This is a genomic window from Metabacillus sediminilitoris, from assembly GCF_009720625.1.
Lineage (GTDB): Bacteria > Bacillota > Bacilli > Bacillales > Bacillaceae > Metabacillus > Metabacillus sediminilitoris.
Window position 1 is genome coordinate 1,103,597 of the sequence record NZ_CP046266.1, and the last position, 17,826, is coordinate 1,121,422.

At 36.7% G+C, this 17,826-nt stretch carries 7 protein-coding genes; all 7 read left to right on the top strand.

The window, feature by feature from the left end; genetic code table 11:
- Positions 1 to 247: 247 nt before the first annotated feature.
- Positions 248 to 1,264 (top strand): ABC transporter substrate-binding protein, encoded by a 1,017-nt coding sequence (locus GMB29_RS05560; protein ID WP_136354967.1) that lies wholly within the window; start codon positions 248 to 250, stop codon positions 1,262 to 1,264.
- Positions 1,265 to 1,700: 436 nt separating this feature from the next.
- On the top strand, positions 1,701 to 6,221 hold the full coding sequence (locus GMB29_RS05565) for a family 43 glycosylhydrolase (RefSeq protein ID WP_136354965.1): 4,521 nt from the start codon (positions 1,701 to 1,703) through the stop codon (positions 6,219 to 6,221).
- A gap of 310 nt (positions 6,222 to 6,531) precedes the next feature.
- On the top strand, positions 6,532 to 7,548 hold the full coding sequence (locus GMB29_RS05570) for an ABC transporter substrate-binding protein (protein WP_136354963.1): 1,017 nt from the start codon (positions 6,532 to 6,534) through the stop codon (positions 7,546 to 7,548).
- A gap of 105 nt (positions 7,549 to 7,653) precedes the next feature.
- Positions 7,654 to 9,174, top strand: a complete 1,521-nt coding sequence (locus GMB29_RS05575; protein WP_227551529.1) for a sugar ABC transporter ATP-binding protein — start codon at positions 7,654 to 7,656, stop codon at positions 9,172 to 9,174.
- Positions 9,174 to 10,199 carry an ABC transporter permease gene (locus GMB29_RS05580; protein WP_136354961.1) on the top strand — a complete coding sequence of 342 codons (1,026 nt, stop codon included), beginning with the start codon at positions 9,174 to 9,176 and terminating at the stop codon, positions 10,197 to 10,199. The genes GMB29_RS05575 and GMB29_RS05580 overlap by 1 nt, the downstream gene beginning before the upstream one ends.
- On the top strand, positions 10,196 to 11,191 hold the full coding sequence (gene yjfF / locus GMB29_RS05585) for a galactofuranose ABC transporter, permease protein YjfF (RefSeq protein ID WP_136354959.1): 996 nt from the start codon (positions 10,196 to 10,198) through the stop codon (positions 11,189 to 11,191). The genes GMB29_RS05580 and yjfF overlap by 4 nt, the downstream gene beginning before the upstream one ends.
- Positions 11,192 to 11,377: 186 nt before the next feature.
- A complete protein-coding gene (locus tag GMB29_RS05590; RefSeq protein WP_136354957.1) occupies positions 11,378 to 17,755 on the top strand; it encodes an immunoglobulin-like domain-containing protein in 6,378 nt (2,125 codons plus the stop codon).
- Positions 17,756 to 17,826: the final 71 nt, after the last annotated feature.

Genomic DNA, 17,826 nt, shown 5'->3' on the forward strand with positions numbered 1-17,826 from the left:
ATGATCTCCCTCCTTAGCCATATTTTACTATAGTAAGAGTTAAAAGTAGATAAAAATATTTTACACTTTTTTGAAAAAATTTATAGTTTTATAAAAGAAAATCAATATACAAACTAAAGGAATTTACAATTTTTTCGAAAGTTATTCCATTCACGCCGGAAATGTAAACGCTTTATAATTAGGTTATTCCAATTCAAAGAATGTTACTAAAACATTGAATTGAGAATGAAAGGGGGAGGATCTAATGATGAAAAAATTATTCAAGAGAAAAACAGTAATCTTCCTGATGATGTCGCTCATGCTTTTATTGGCTGCGTGTAGTTCATCAGGTACAGGGGGACAAACAGGATCAGGTGCTAGTTCAGGAGATTCTGAGTCGAGTGATAAGTTAGTAATAGGTTTTTCACAAGTTGGTGCAGAAAGTGAATGGAGAACAGCAAATACAAAGTCAATGCAGGATGCCATTAAAGCTGCGGGGCATGAATTAAAATTTTCAGATGCCCAACAAAAGCAAGAAAATCAAATTAAGGCCATTCGTTCGTTCATTGCACAAAAGGTAGATGCAATTGTGTTCTCTCCAGTTGTTGAAACAGGATTTGAAACCGTTTTAAAAGAAGCAAAGGATGCAGGAATTCCAGTATTTCTTGCTGACCGTGCTGTAGATATTAAAGATGACTCGCTTTGGGTAACATTTTTAGGTTCAGACTTTGTTGAAGAAGGAAGAAAAGCTGGAAATTGGTTAGTGGAAGAAACTGCTGATGTAGAAGGTGACGTCAATATCGTTGAGCTTCAAGGTACAGTAGGCTCAGCACCTGCGATTGACCGAAAAGAAGGATTTGAAGAAGTAATCAAAGATCATCCAAATCTTAAAATCACAAAATCTCAAACAGGTGACTTCACACGTGCAAAAGGAAAAGAAGTTATGGAAGCATTCTTAAAATCTGATGGAGAAAACATTGATGTTTTATACGCTCATAATGATGACATGGCCATTGGTGCGATTCAAGCAATTGAAGAGTATGGCTTAAAGCCAGGTGAAGATATAAAAATCATCGGTGTAGATGCGGTAAGAGGAGCATTTGAAGCGATGGCAGCAGGTAAAATGAACGTAACAGTTGAATGTAACCCAATGTTCGGTCAGCAAATGGTTGAATTAATTGAAGCACATTTAGCTGGAGAAGAGATTCCGAAGCGAGTAGCCGTAGAAGAAAGTATGTATACAATGGATCAAGCTAAGGAGCTATTACCAACTCGTGAGTATTAATGAAATAAACAAAAAGGTCACTAGGAATCATAGACAGGAATGAAACTAGTGGCTTTTTGTTGTTTATAAAAGTATATAAGGATGAAAAAGATGAAGCTCTACCGGAAAATAACAGCTTCTACGCTATCTATTCTTATGTTAGGGACTAGTTTGTTTCATCTATTAATACACCATTTCCCAATAAAAGAATTAAATAAAAAATTTGATTAGTTGAACTCAAATTATTCTTATAAAAATACATCCATTTCTTACTATACATATCTGATTACTTAAAAGGAGGTGGACGATAAATTCGTAAAACTATTTAAATGTTAGTTCCTTATGTGACGGAGTTGTTGCCATAAAAAAGAAAGGTTTTTAACGAGTAATAGACAGAATTCGATTATTAAGTTCTTTACAGATTTTTAATCGTTATAAGTAAGGAGGGTAAAGTGCTATGAAGAGAAAAAAGTGGTTAGCACTATTTATGTCACTAGTAATACTAATTTCACTACTCCCAGTACAAGCGATCCAAGCAGAAGAGATTGATAGTGTGGAAAATAGTTTGATTGCACACTATGATATGTCAAAGTCTAATGGAAAGTTAAAAGATGTGACAAACAATGGGTTTGATGCAGAATATGTTGGATTTAATGATGGAGATTTCATACAAGAGCAAAGCGATTCGGTATTAAACTTTACAGGAGATAAATCAAAATATGTAAAATTACCTTCAGGAATTATTGATGATGAAACTTTCACAATTGAAACAACATTTAGCACAAGTACAAGTGCTGCACATTGGCTTTACAGTTTTGGCAACAAAACGGGTGTTTGGCCTAATGTGAAAAATTATATCTTTTTAAATCCAAAACAAGGGAATGGAACTGTTAGATTCGGGATTAAGAACTCTGATAAGGAGCTTCTTTTCCAAAATGCAACCATTAATTCAGGGGAATATAATACCTTTACAGCATCGTTTAAAGAAGGTGAAATATCCCTTTATCTTAATGGGGAACCAGTGGGAACACTACCTCATACCTATTCAGTATTGGACATTTTAAAAGAAGGTGTGGATCCTACAGCAAATTTTATTGGATTTATTGGGAAATCACTATATGAGCCAGATTCTGCATTTACTGGAAAATTAGCTGATTTTAAAGTGTATAACTTTGCATTATCTGCAGAAGAAATCAAACAAAATGCAACTTTAACGGATGAGGAAATTGTTGGAATAGCAAAAGCTAACTTGGACATTCCGAATGCAGACGACATCCGCGGCAATATTACGTTACCTGCAAGTTCCGATAAAGGAGCAACAATCACGTGGGAAACAGACAGTCCAGATGTAGTAAGTGTAAATAAAAAAGAAAATGAAAATTATGATTATATTCCGGCTGGAGTTGTAACAAGACAGGACTCTGATACACAAGTTAAAGTAACAGCAACGATCACTTCTGGTGAAATAAGTGATACAAAGCAAATCACCCTAACGGTTAAGGCTAAACCAGAAAAAAAGAATTTTACTTCATATTTGATGACTCATTTTACAGGTGAACATGATATAGGGGAACAGATATATTTTGCTAGTAGTACAGATGGTTTAAACTGGAAAGACTTAAATGACAGTAATCCAGTATTAACATCTGATATAGGAGAAAAGGGTGTGCGTGATCCCTATATTTTACGTTCAGCAGAGGGAGACAAATTTTATATCATAGCAACAGACTTACGTATTGCGAATGGAAAAGGTTGGGGTGCAGCACAAACAGCTGGAAGTAAATCTCTTATTGTTTGGGAATCTACTGATTTAGTAAACTGGTCAGAGCCTAGGATGGTTGAAGTAGCTCCTTCTAAAGCTGGCGATGCATGGGCACCTGAAGCTTTCTATGATGAAAAAACAGGTGAGTATGTTGTATTTTGGGCTTCTACGGTTAATAATGAACAAGGTGTTTTTGAACCACATAATATCTATTATGCAAAGACTAGAGATTTCCATACCTTTACAGAACCAAAAGTGTTTATTGACCGTCCAGGTGATACTCATATTATTGATACAACAATCATCGAAGATAATGATATGTATTACCGATACTCAGGTGATGGACAAATTACTATCGAAAAAAGTGATCAAATTCTTGGCACATGGTCAAAGGTTGGAACAATAGAATCTTCAACAGGATTAACAGGACATGATGTAGAAGGACCGTTAATTTTTAAATTTAATGATAGTGAAGAATGGAATTTAATGGTTGATCAATATGCAACAGGAAAAGGGTATCTCCCGTTACTAACGACTGATCTATCAAGTGGTGAATTTACTAAATTAACAACTTCGGGCTATTCATTGGGCTCTAACAAAAAGAGACATAGTTCTGTTTTACCTATAACGAAAGAAGAGTACGAAACTGTCATGGCAAAATGGAACAAAGTAGTCGAAGCACCGGATGAAGAAGAACAAGAAGAGCCGATCCTTGAGTACAACTTTGACGAAACAACTACTGACGGTTCTATTCAGGATGGTTCAGAAAATGACTATAAAGGTACATTAAATGGGAACGCAACATACGTGACAGATGAAGAAAAGAACTCAAAGGTGTTATATCTAGACGGAACAGCTAATACATTTGCTGCTTTCCCAACTGGTTTCTTTGATGGAAGAGATACAGTATCCATTTCTATGGATGTTAAAGCGGAAACAGTATCAGGAAACTTCTTTACCTTTACAGTAGGTAAGAATGACCAAAAATATATGTTCTTAAGAACACGTGATACAGAATTAAGAAATGCCATTACGGTAAACAGCTGGTCTAGCGAGCAAGAGGTTAAAACGAATACACCTTCTATTAAAAGCAAGTGGATGAATATCAAACTTGTTTTGACACCTACAAGTATGGAGATGTATAAGGATGGTATTCTTGTAGCTGAAAATAACGATGTAAGAGTGGCAATGAAAGACTTAGGAGCAGATTTATCAGCATACTTAGGGAAATCCCTCTATTCAGGAGATCAATACTTTAAAGGATATTTCGACAATGTGAAGGTTTATAATCGTGCTCTCTCAGAAGCTGAAATTCTAGAAATGACTTTCAAACCGACTGAGATTGCTAATTTCAAAGTTCCTGGTCAAAAAGGTCAAGTTGAAATTGATAAAAAATCTAAAACAATTACAGTTTATGTTAAAGAAGGGCAAGGATCAGATATAACAAATTTAACACCAACGATTACTCTTTTACCTGGTTCTACAGTAAGTCCAGCATCAGGTGAAGCACAAGATTTTACAAACCCTGTTACGTATACGGTGACGGACAAGGATGGAAACAAGCAGGAATGGACTGTGAAACTGGGAATGTATCCATCAGGTACATTGCAAGGACTTTATGCAGATCCACAAATCGCTGTTTTTGGGGATACATACTATATTTATCCTACTACAGATGGTTTTGATGGTTGGTCTGGCTCACAATTTAAAGCGTTTTCTTCAAAAGATTTAATTAACTGGAAGGATGAAGGGGTTATTTTAGATCTTGCAACAGATGATGTTACGTGGGCAGATAACCGTGCTTGGGCACCTACCATTACAGAAAAAGATAGGACGTATTACTACTATTTCTCTGCAGACGCCAACATCGGTGTAGCAACATCTAAATCTCCAACAGGGCCATTTAAAGATGCTTTAGGCAAACCATTAGTGCCAACTGGAAAATATCCTGGCCAAGCGATTGACCCATATGTATTTAAAGATGATGATGGACAGTATTACTTCTATTGGGGTAATGGAAATTTATTTGGCGCGAAGCTAAATGATGATATGGTGTCATTTGCTCAAGATCCAGTTAATATGACACCTGCGAATTTTAGAGAGGCTCCTGTTGTATTTAAGCGAAACGGTATGTATTACTTAATGTGGTCAGAAGATGATACAGGCAGTGAGAACTATCAGGTTGCATATGCAACAGGTTCATCTCCAATGGGGCCTTGGACGAAGAAAGGCGTCATTCTTAGTAAAGATTTGAGCCTAGGAATAAAAGGACCTGGTCATCACTCTGTATTAAATATACCGAATACCGATGAATATTATATTGTTTATGCCCGACATGCGATTCCTGATGGTAACGGATTTAACCGTGAAGTTGTCATTGACAAGATGGAATTTAATGCAGATGGTACGATTAAACAAGTAAAACCAACGTTAAAAGGGATAACTGAGCCAGTTTATGTAGAGAAAGGTGATACAGAAAGTCCAGAAGGTCACTTTACAATTAATTCCGGCGCAGAGTACACAAATGGCACAAATGTTACCTTATCTCTTGAAGCTACAGATAACAGCAGCGGAGTTCATCAAGTGCGCTATTCAACTGACGGAAAAGAATGGACAGATTGGGAGCAGTATACAACATCAAAAGAATTGACGTTACCAGCTGGAGATGGAGAGAAGGCCGTATTTGTTGAATTTAAAGATCAAGCTGGAAATGTCAGCGAAATATATCAACAAAAGATCATACTTGATACGACTGCTCCTGAAATCCAATTTACGGGTCATCAGGAATCCTACTCGATCGATTCGGCTATTAACATTACCTGCGAGATAGTTGATGAGTTGTCAGGAGTAGCTTCTAAAGATTGCCCAAGTGTGGAAGGACCAGCCTATAGCTTTGAAGTAGGAGTAAATAAGGTCACTGCTTCAGCAATTGATAAAGCTGGTAATAAAGCGAAAGTAGAGATCCAATTTACAGTGACTGTTGATTTTGATAGTTTAAGTCGATTAACAGAAGCTTTCGTAACAAAACAAGGAATTGCAGATTCATTGACGAAAAAACTACAATTGGCAAAAGCATCAGCAGCCAAGGAAAATAAAGAGGCATTGAATGGCCAAATAAATGCATATAAAAATCAACTAAATGCTCAAAGCGGGAAATCTATTAACGAACAAGATAGTAATCTATTAGTATCTTTAGCAGATCTTCTAAAAAGATAATCCTTAAAATAAGTTAAACAGGTACGCACAACAAATAAGGTGGATTAAATTAAAAAAGTTCAGGGTTTTGAATCCTGAACTTTTTTCTTCTTTTTTCAAATTCAGATGTTTTAGATAAAAATAGTGCAATTTTTAAAAAGAAATTTTAGTTTTATAAATTTTAAGATTAATAAGAACTAAACGAATTTACAATTTTTTCGAAAGTTATTCCATTCACCTCTTGTGTGTAAACGCTTTATAATCAGATTATACAAATTCAAAAAATATTTAATCATCTTTTGAATCGAGGGAAAAAGGGAGGCTTCATATTATGAAAAATTTATTAAAAGGAAAGACGATTTTATTTCTGATTATGGCACTCATGCTCTTATTATCAGCATGTAGCTCATCAGGGACAGGGGGGCAAACTGGATCTGGTGCTAGTTCAGGAGATTCCAAGTCTAGTGATAAGTTAGTAATAGGTTTTTCACAAGTTGGTGCAGAGAGTGAATGGCGAACAGCTAATACGAAGTCAATGCAGGATGCCATTAAAGATGCTGGCCATGAATTGAAATTCTCAGATGCCCAACAAAAACAAGAAAATCAAATTAAGGCACTCCGTTCGTTTATTGCACAAAAGGTAGATGCCATTGTCTTCTCACCAGTTGTCGAAACAGGATTTGAAACGGTATTGCAAGAAGCAAAGGATGCAGGAATTCCAGTCTTTCTCGCTGACCGTGCTGTTGATATTAAAGATGACTCACTGTGGGTAACATTCTTAGGTTCAGACTTTGTGGAAGAAGGAAGAAAAGCAGCAAATTGGTTAGTAGAGGAAACTGCTGATGCAGAAGGTGATGTTAATATCGTTGAGCTTCAAGGTACAGTAGGTTCAGCACCTGCGATTGACCGTAAAGAAGGGTTTGAAGAAGTGATTGCAGATCATCCAAATCTTAAAATCACAAAATCTCAAACAGGTGACTTTACTCGTGCAAAAGGAAAAGAAGTAATGGAAGCGTTCTTAAAAGCAGATGGAGAAAATATTGATGTTCTCTATTCACATAATGATGATATGGCCATTGGTGCTATTCAAGCGATTGAGGAGTATGGCTTAAAGCCAGGTGAGGACATTAAAATCATCGGAGTGGATGCGGTAAGAGGTGCGTTTGAAGCAATGGCAGCAGGCAAAATGAACGTGACAGTTGAATGTAACCCTATGTTTGGTCCGCAAATGGTCGACTTAATTGAGGCATATTTGGCTGGTGAAGAGATTCCAAAACGTGTAGCTGTTGAAGAAAGTATGTATACAATGGATCAAGCTGAGGAGCTATTACCAACTCGTGAATATTAATCAAGAATAGAAAACCACAAACCTTAGCCACTAGATTTAGTAGGATCCCTTACTATTTACTTCCTAGTGGCTATTAATTTAAGAGATTGTTAGGAGGAGGAAAGTGTGAAGAAACAGACTCCGGTACTTATAATGGAAGGAATAACAAAGGAGTTCCCAGGAGTTAAAGCTTTATCAAATGTTCAGCTAAAACTTTACCCTGGCGAGGTTCATGCATTGATGGGAGAGAATGGTGCAGGGAAGTCCACATTAATTAAAGTTTTGACAGGTGTTTATACGTTTGATGTGGGTTCTGTCACTTTAGAAGGTAAATCCATTCGAGTTACAAATCCACTTGAAGCACAAAACTTAGGCATTAGCACAGTATACCAAGAAGTGAATTTATGTACAAATTTATCTGTCGTTGAAAATATCTTTATTGGTCGAGAGGTGATGAAAAGAGGCCGACTCGATTGGAAAGAAATGACTCGTCAGGCAAAAGAGTTATTAAAAACAAGGTTAAATTTGGACATTGATGTGACGAAGCTGTTGTCATCCTATTCTGTAGCAATCCAGCAAATGATAGCGATTGCACGTTCCCTTAAAGTATCAGCAAAAGTACTGATTTTGGATGAACCAACATCAAGCCTTGATCAAAATGAGGTTAATCAATTATTTAATGTGATTCGAAAATTAAAGCAAGAAGGCTTAGCAATTGTTTTTGTCAGTCACTTCCTTGACCAAATCTATGAAATAACAGATCGGCTAACGGTCTTACGTAATGGTACATGGATTGGTGAATATAAGACAAATGAAATTGAGAGGCTTGAATTAGTCTCTAAGATGATTGGCAAAGATCTAAACGAGCTTAAAAGAACAGAAAGTGGAACGAGTAGGAAGGCATTTGAAAAGAAAAAGCTATTTTTGCAAGGGAAAAACATCTCGAAAAAGGGCAAAATTGCACCTTTTGATATTGATATTCATGAAGGTGAAATTGTAGGTCTTGCTGGACTCCTTGGTTCAGGCAGAACTGAATTAGCAAGATTGATGTTTGGTGCAGATAAGGCTGATACGGGTGAAATCAAGATAAATGGGAGTAAAACGAATCTTGCTTCCCCTAAACAAGCTATCTCCAATGGAATCGCTTTTTGTTCTGAGAATCGAAAAACAGAAGGAATTATTGCAGACCTAACCATTCGAGAAAATATGATACTAGCCATGCAAGGTATACAAGGATGGTTTAAGTATATTCCTAAGAAAAGGCAAATTGAAATTGCAGATGAATATATCAAGCTATTGAACATCAACCCGCCAAATCCTGAGCAATTAATTAAAAATTTAAGTGGTGGAAATCAACAAAAGGTTTTGCTTGCAAGATGGTTGATTACAAATCCTAAATTATTAATTCTAGATGAACCTACAAGAGGAATTGATGTTGGAGCTAAGGCGGAAATTCAAAAATTAATGCTTTCATTAAGTAAAGAAGGTATGTCAATTTTATTTGTTTCTTCTGAAATAGAAGAAGTGTTACGGACTTGCCGTAAAATTGCAGTTCTACGAGATCATAAGAAAGTTTCCGAAATAGAGAATGACCAGCAAATTACACAAAAAGACATAATGAAGGCAATGGCTGGAGGGATGACGTGATGATGAAATCAAAATTATTTTGGCCAATAGTCATATTAGTACTCATTCTATTAATCAATCTTTTCTTTGATAAAAATTTCTTTACGATTGAAGTGAAAAATGGCTATTTAACTGGCAGTCTAATAGACATTCTTAATAGAGGGGCACCATTGTTATTGGTTTCGATTGGGATGACTCTTGTCATTGCAACAAAAGGAGTTGATCTCGGAGTTGGTTCGGTCATAGCAATGGCGGGTGCAGTAGGTGCTATGACAGTAAGTAGTGCTAGTGGAGATAGTTTAGTACCACTATTTACTGCAATTGGATTCGTTATTGGGATCTCTATCTTATCTGGTTTATGGAATGGTGTACTAGTTTCAAGAATTGGGGTTCAACCAATTGTTGCAACATTAATCCTCATGGTAGCCGGTCGTGGGATAGCACAATTAATCACAGATGGTCAGATTATGACAGTATATTATGATCCTTATACGTTCATCGGTGGTGGGCACCTCTTAATGCTGCCTTTTTCTATCTTTATCGTAGCAACTGTGTTGGTAGTTGCTTCACTCTTAACTAGAAAAACAGCAATGGGCCTATTTATTGAATCTGTCGGTACGAACCCAGAAGCAAGCCGTCTTTCAGGAATAAATTCAAAAAATATTTTATTAATGGTTTATGTGTTTTCTGGATTATGTGCAGGGATCGGAGGCTTGCTCTTAAGTTCGAATGTTGCTAGTGCAGATGGAAACAATGCTGGGCTATGGTATGAGCTGGATGCTATTCTAGCTGTGGTAATAGGAGGAACATCACTGAATGGTGGCAGATTTTACTTGATGGGAACTGTCATAGGCGCCCTTATCATTCAAAGTTTAACTACTACGATTTATTCGATTGGAATTGCTCCAGAAATAAATCTTGTTGTAAAAGCACTTGTTGTATTACTTGTTTGTCTATTGCAATCACCTGAATTCAGAAAGAAAGTATTTGGTGCATTTGAAGTGAAAAAAACAGAAAAGAAAAGGGAGGGAGTATCCGTATCATGACAAAAAGATTACAGTTAGATTCAAAACATCTCCCTTTAGCAGCAACAATTGGATTGTTTATCATGATGTTTATTTTTGGCTCACTTAGATATACTGGATTTTTTTCAACACAAGTTTTTTTGAATTTGTTTATTGATAACGCATTCTTGATCGTTGTAGCAGTGGGAATGACATTTGTTATTTTATCAGGGGGGATTGATCTCTCAGTTGGTTCCATCATTGCATTAACAAGTATGGTAGCCGCTAGTCTCACAATGAATACAGGGCTTTCTCCAGTCCTTGTTATTCCATTAAGTTTACTTGTTGGTACAGTACTTGGTTTCTGTATGGGCTGCTTTATTCATTACTTCAATTTACAACCATTTATCGTCACACTTGCAGGAATGTTTCTAGCGAGAGGGCTATGTTATCTCATTAGTGTTGAATCAATTACGATCAATAATGAATTTTTCAGCTTTATGGCAAGTACCCGAATTCCAGTTGGTGGTGGGAACTTTATTTCTATCAGTGTAATCATAGCAATGCTAGTGGTTATTGCGGCTATTTTTGTTGCTCATTTTTCAAAGTTTGGGCGTAATGTTTATGCATTAGGTGGAAGTGAACAATCTGCATTATTAATGGGATTACCTGTAGGGAAAACAAAAATTATGATCTATACAGTTAGTGGATTTTGTTCATCTCTTGCTGGATTAATTTTCACTTTCTATATGTTATCAGGATATGGACTTCATGCAAACGGTCTAGAGCTTGATACGATAGCCGCTGTTGTAATTGGCGGTACATTGCTTACAGGAGGTGCAGGATATGTAGCAGGCAGTGTTGTTGGAGTCCTAATTTTAGGTATTATCCAAACAGTAATCGTCTTTGAAGGAACATTAAGTTCATGGTGGACAAAAATTGCAATTGGAGCATTATTATTATTGTTTATCGTGTTACAGCGCGTAATAGTAGCTAGAAGTAAAACAAATCAATCATCTATAGCAGCACACTAAGCTTTAAAACTAGCTATGTTAAAACTCATTGTTGATTTTCACGATGTTGATTAGAGCAGAAGGTGAGAGATTTCTGCGGGGAATTCGGGTCAAAGGGAGATTCCACAGGTGTTCGTGCCGAAGGGGCTCCCGGACCGGAAATCAACAGGCAAGTTTTACAAAGCAAAAAAATTAGGGAGTGAAAAAATGAAGAATAGAAAAAGAATATCGATCATTCTATTATCGATCATGCTCTTCCAAACCTTTTCGGGTTTATTTTCAAATGTGTCATTTGCAGAAGAGCAGGATCCCGCAACTCCGGAGTTGATTCTCCATTATGATATGAAAACGAGTGTGAAAAATGGTGATCAAATCACGATAAAGGATGTTTCAGGAAATGATATAGCATTTGATGGTGCATTCAAAAATCCAGAAAATGGCCAATTCATTCATAATGATGAAGTTGGATATGTTTCTTTTAATGGAGGAAGTTCAACATCAAAAAGCGGATATATTGAAATCCCAAAAAGTGAAGATGGCTCAGATTTATTAACTGGTTTACAAGAAGTAACCGTTTCAGCACTTGTGAATTGGAATAATGACGGAGCAAACCGGTGGATTTTTGGTTTAGGAGCAGTAACAGATGATGCTGAAAATGGTAATAAATATTTCTTCGTTACACCACGCCATGGTTCAGGAAATGTAGCAGCAACAGGGATTTCCAAAGCAGGGTGGAGAAATGAAACATTAGTCAAAGCGACATCGTCAATGACAGCTGGAAAATGGGAAGTAGCAACTGTTGTTTTTTCCGAAAAATCAAATACGATGACACTATATGTAAATGGAAATAAGGTAGCAACAGGATCAGCAGGCGGTAAAAAGTTATCGGAGATTATTGATCCATCAGCAGGTTTTTCAGGTTTTATCGGAAAATCAATCTTTAAAAATGATCCTTTCTTTAAAGGGATGATAGGTGATTTCCGAGTATATAATGGTGCATTATCACAAGAACAAGTTACTGATGTATATACAGAAACATCTAATAAAATTGATAAAATCAATCAGCTTGTTATAAATGATGCTTCAGAATCTCTTGATATTGCTGACTATTTAGATAGCGGTGATGAAAGCACTGATAAAATAACGAATAATCTCGCACTTCCTACAAAAGGCAAGCATGGAGTAAATATTACTTGGAGTTCAAGTAACACGGAAGTCGTAGCAACTGATGGAAAAGTTACTCGTCCTGATAAAACAGAATCGGATGCAGTCGTTGAATTAACAGCAACTTTATCCTATGAAGGACTTACAGCAAAGAAACAATTTAATGTAACCGTTTTAAAAGAGTATTCCGATGATCAAATCGTAGAGCTGGATGCGTCGAACATAACAGTTAATAACACAGATAACGTGAAAGGAAATTTAAGCTTACCAGTATCAGGTAAAGAAGGAAGTTCCATCACTTGGGAATCCTCAAATCCAGAAATTGTTAAAGGGTCTGCAGAGGCAGCTGAAAATGCTAAAGTGCTCGGCTGGGTAACAAGACCTGAAGCAGATACAAAGGTTACATTAACAGCAAAAATTTCTAAAGGAAACGCTGAAACGAAAAAAGAATTCAATCTTAACGTCATAAAAGATCCTGGCAAATTGACTTATGATGCATATTTCTTCTCCTATTTCACTGGAGAGTACGAAGGCGGAGAAGAGATTTCTTTCGCTACAGCAGAAGATCCATTGAAATGGCGAGCATTAAATAATGGTCAATCCGTTCTTCAATCGAATATGGGTGAAAAAGGGCTTAGAGATCCATTTGTCATCCGTTCTCCTGAAGGAGATAAATTTTATATGTTAGCAACTGACTTAAAAATGGGTGAAAGCACGAATTTTGATCAAGCGCAAATCACTGGAAGTCATTCGCTTATGATTTGGGAGTCAGACGATCTTGTGAATTGGAGCGAACAGCGAATGGTAGAAGTTGCTCCTAAAACGGGTGGGAACACTTGGGCACCTGAAGCTATTTATGACGAAAAAACTGGTGAATATGTTGTATTCTGGGCATCTTCGATGAAAGATGCAGAAACATATGGTAATTACCCTAATGGAAGACCAGCAGGACAGTATAATGTCATGTATTACGCAACAACTAGGGATTTCCATACTTTCTCAGAACCAAAAGTGTTTATTGATGAAGGCTTCCCTACAATCGATACAAGTTTTGTTCAAGATAATAAAACATTTTATCGATTTACAAAATCTGAAGTGAATTACAGAGTATATTACGAGAAAGCAACAGATATCTTCCAAGATAAAGATGGAATCCAGGAAAATGGGTTTCAATATGATGTAATTTCAGGTACAAAAGATGGAAACAAAGGACTTATCGGTCACCAAGGAAACAATGAAGGGCAAACAATCTTTAAAGATATCCATCATGATAAATGGTATATGTTCTTAGATTCTTGGCCATATCATGTTCGTTGGTCTACAGATTTAGAGGATGGATCACAATTTGCCAACAATTTGCTTCCTGAATCTGAATATGCGCTGCCACCAGGACCAAGGCATGGAACCGTTATTCCAATCACTAGTGAAGAATATAATGCTCTTCAAGAAAAATATGGCATGCCTTCACCAGAACAATCTGAGGAACCAGTCGTTCATTATACATTTGACGAAGAGGATATTGATGGTACAACTGTAAAAGATGTTTCAAAAAATGGTTTTGATGCAAAATTAGTCGGTGGGTCTAAGATTGATTCAAATGACACAGTTGGTCAATCATCAGGTGCAGTAGAATTAGATGGAAGTACCGGATATGTTGAATTACCAAAAAATACAATTAAAGACCTTAATCTAGAAAGTATGACAATGTCTACTTGGGTTAAAGTAGAGGGAAATCAAGCAAACCAACGAATTTTTGATTTTTCTTCTAATACTGGAAGAGCAGCAAATCGCAATACGATGTATTTAAGTACACAGGGTGATTCAGGTAACTTGGAATTTGCGATCGTTACACCTTTCACCGAAAAATTTGCAAATCAACATTCTCTTTTAGGAAGTTCCTATAAATATGCTGTGAGAGCGCCAATGCTTTCTACTGCAAATTGGCATCATGTAGCCATGACAATTGAAGGATTTGATGCTGTTTTATATGTTGATGGAAAAGAAGTGTCAAGGAACACAACCTATAATGTAGAGCCGAGAATGCTATTAGAAACAACAATGAACTATTTAGGTAAGTCTAGCAACGAAAATCACAGTCTTTTTAAAGGGAAATTTGATGATTTTAAAATTTACAACAGAGCTCTTAACACTGAAGAAATTGCTAATTTAGCAGATGAAGAGATTTCTACACCTCCAGTTGAGGAGCCAAACGAAACAAAGTTAATTCTTGATTATGATATGAATAAAATTGAAGACACGAAAGTGGTCGATCAGACAGGTAATTTTGATGGAAAGTTTGTAAACCCGCAAAACGCTGAAGTCATTAAAGGAGAAGAAGCTGGTGCTATCAACTTTAAAGGTGGCTCTACAAGCTCCTATATTGAAATGCCTCAAGGTGTCTTAAACGGTTTAGAAAGTGTAACTGTTTCATCTTTAGTTAATTGGGATGGCAAGAATGAGGCTGAATGGATTTTTGCTTTAGGTCAGGACAATAATAAATATCTTTTCACAACACCAAAACGCAATTCAGGTGACCGTTCTGCTCGAGTCGGTCTTGGAATAACAAGTTGGAATAATGAGGCCGGAGCAAATGCAACAACAGGACCACTAAAGTCAAATGAATGGAAATTGGTCACAGCCGTTATGTCTGGTGAAGATAAAACAGTGAAATTGTATATTGATGGTGTTGAAGTAGCAACTGGACCTACAAATGGGTATACATTAGCACAAATAAACAATGAAAATGGCAGAAGTGGATTTATCGGAAGATCATTCTATTCTAGTGATCCATACTTTGGCGGGATGATTGCCGATTTTGAAGTTTATGATGGTGCATTAACAGATTCGGAAGTAAGTAAATTAAAAGAAAAAGCGGATGAAAAAATTGCTAAAATGGATGGATTGCTCCTTCAAAATGCGATCAAACAATTAGACTACTCAACTATTATTAATAAGAACGAAAACAAAGATCAAATCACATTAGATTTAACATTCCCTAAGACAGGAGCAAACGGAACTTCTATCACCTGGGAATCAAATCATAAGGACATCATTTCAAATGAAGGAAAGGTTACTAGACCTGCATATGAAGAAGGAAACAAAACAGTAACGATTACAGCAACTGTTTCAGACGGAAAGAACGAGGCAACAAAAGAATTTACAGTAACCGTAGTAAAGAAACCACACGATTCTGTCGCAGTAAAAACAGATGCAGAACTATTGAAGGTTTATAACATTGATGATGTTCGCGGAAATTTAACATTGCCGACATCCGGAGAAAACGGGTCAACGATTACATGGAAATCAAGTGATTCAAAGATCATTACCTCTACCGGGGAGGTAAAACGTCCTGCATATGGCGAAGGAAATACAAAAGTTAAGTTAACAGCAACGATCAAATTAAATAACGAAACAATTACAAAGGCATTTTTAGCAAATATCAAAGAAATGCCGAAAAAAGAAAAGTATGAAGGTTACGTCTTCAGTTACTTTACAGGTGAAGGCTACACCAATGGGGAACAAATTTATTTCGCATTAAGTGAAGGCAACAATCCACTTAAATGGAATGAGTTAAACAATGGAGCTCCTGCCATCACTTCTGATTTAGGTGAAAAAGGACTTAGAGATCCGTTTATCATGCGCTCACCAGAAGGTGATAAATTCTATTTAATTGCGACAGATTTAAAAATAAATGGAGATTGGAACTGGGATCGAGCACAAAGATCTGGAAGCAGATCGATTATGGTTTGGGAATCCACTGATATGATTAATTGGTCTGAGCAAAGAATGGTCGAAGTTGCACCAAAAGAAGCAGGAAATACGTGGGCACCTGAAATCTTTTACGATGATACGACAGGAGAGTATGTCGTTTTCTGGGCTTCTAAGTTATATGATAATGAAGAACATAGTGGATCAACTTATAACAAAATGATGTACAGTAAAACAAGAGATTTCTATACATTTACAGAACCTGAAGTATATATTGATCGTGGATACTCAGTCATTGATACAACGATGATTGAACATTACGATAAAGTTTATCGATTATCAAAGGATGAAAGAAACAATACTGCTTCTTCACCAAACGGTAAATTTATTTTCCAAGAGGTAGGAGATTCTGTACTTGATCCTAACTTCAAGCTTATTAAAGAGGGGATTGGTAAAGGCTCAATTGGTGCAGGTGAAGGGCCAACCATCTTCAAATCGAATACTGAAGAAAAATGGTATATGTTTATTGATGAGTTTGGCGGCAGAGGATATGTTCCTTTTGAAACAACCGATTTGCAGTCAGGTGAATGGAAAATGTCTGAAGACTATGACTTACCAGCACGTCCGCGTCATGGAACAGTAATCCCTGTTACAAAAGCTGAGCATGAAGCAATACTTGCAAATGTTCCAGCAGTTAAAGTCCCAAGTCCTGTACAACATCCAACAAGTGTAACACTTGATCAGGAAACATTGAAGTTGTCAGAGGGGCAAACAGGAAAGCTAAGTGCAACAGTTGCACCTAATGACACAGTCAATAAAGCTGTTGTATGGTCTAGTAATAATGAAGAAGTAGCGACTGTTGATGAAAACGGGAAAGTAACTGCCCTGAAAGAAGGGACTGCAAAAATCAGTGCAACAACAGTTGATGGCGGATTAATGGCTGTTAGTGTTGTCACAGTAGAGAAACAACAAGATTCTACACCACCAGTAGGACAATTTATGATTAATGATGGAGCAAAGTATACAAATGATTCAACTGTCACTTTATCTCTAGAAGCGAAGGATGATATAAGCGGAGTTAGTCAGATGCGCTATTCAACTGATGCAAAAGAGTGGAGTGAGTGGGAGGAATATCAAACATCAAAAGAATTAACATTGCCAGCTGGAGATGGAGAGAAAACAGTATTTGTTGAATTTAAAGACCATGCCGGAAACATCAGCGAGTCATACCAACAAAAGATTACTCTTGATACGACTGCACCAGTGATAGAATTTACGGGTCATCAAGAAACGTATTCGGTTGATTCGTTTATTAAGATCACTTGTAGTATAAGCGATGAGCTGTCTGGGATTGCTTCAAAAGAATGCAAAAATGTTGCAGGACCAGCTTATGAATTTGAGTTAGGAATAAATAAAATCACTGCTACAGCGACAGACAATGCAGGTAATACAGCGAACGCTGAAATCCAATTTACAGTGACTGTTGACTTTGATAGTTTAGGTCGATTAACAGAAGCTCTAGTCACAAAAGAAGGGGTCGCTGAATCACTAGTGAAAAAGCTTCAAGCTGCGAAAGAATCTGCAGCAAAGGGTAATCTTCAGGCGATGAATGGTCAACTAAATGCTTTTGAAAATCAATTAAAAGCTCAAAGTGGAAAATCAATCTCTGAAGAAAATACAAAACGATTGATAAATTTATCAAAACTATTATGAGGTAAATAAGAGATTGCTTAACCTAACATGATTTACAGCAGCTAAACTAGCTTTCAAGTCTTAGAACTCGA

Bases quoted from the DNA above. Each gene is read 5' to 3' on its own strand.
- yjfF (WP_136354959.1), top strand. From the start codon at position 10,196: ATGACAAAAAGATTACAGTTAGATTCAAAACATCTCCCTTTAGCAGCA.
- GMB29_RS05570 (WP_136354963.1), top strand. From the start codon at position 6,532: ATGAAAAATTTATTAAAAGGAAAGACGATTTTATTTCTGATTATGGCA.
- GMB29_RS05565 (WP_136354965.1), top strand. From the start codon at position 1,701: ATGAAGAGAAAAAAGTGGTTAGCACTATTTATGTCACTAGTAATACTA.
- GMB29_RS05560 (WP_136354967.1), top strand. From the start codon at position 248: ATGAAAAAATTATTCAAGAGAAAAACAGTAATCTTCCTGATGATGTCG.
- GMB29_RS05590 (WP_136354957.1), top strand. From the start codon at position 11,378: ATGAAGAATAGAAAAAGAATATCGATCATTCTATTATCGATCATGCTC.
- GMB29_RS05580 (WP_136354961.1), top strand. From the start codon at position 9,174: ATGATGAAATCAAAATTATTTTGGCCAATAGTCATATTAGTACTCATT.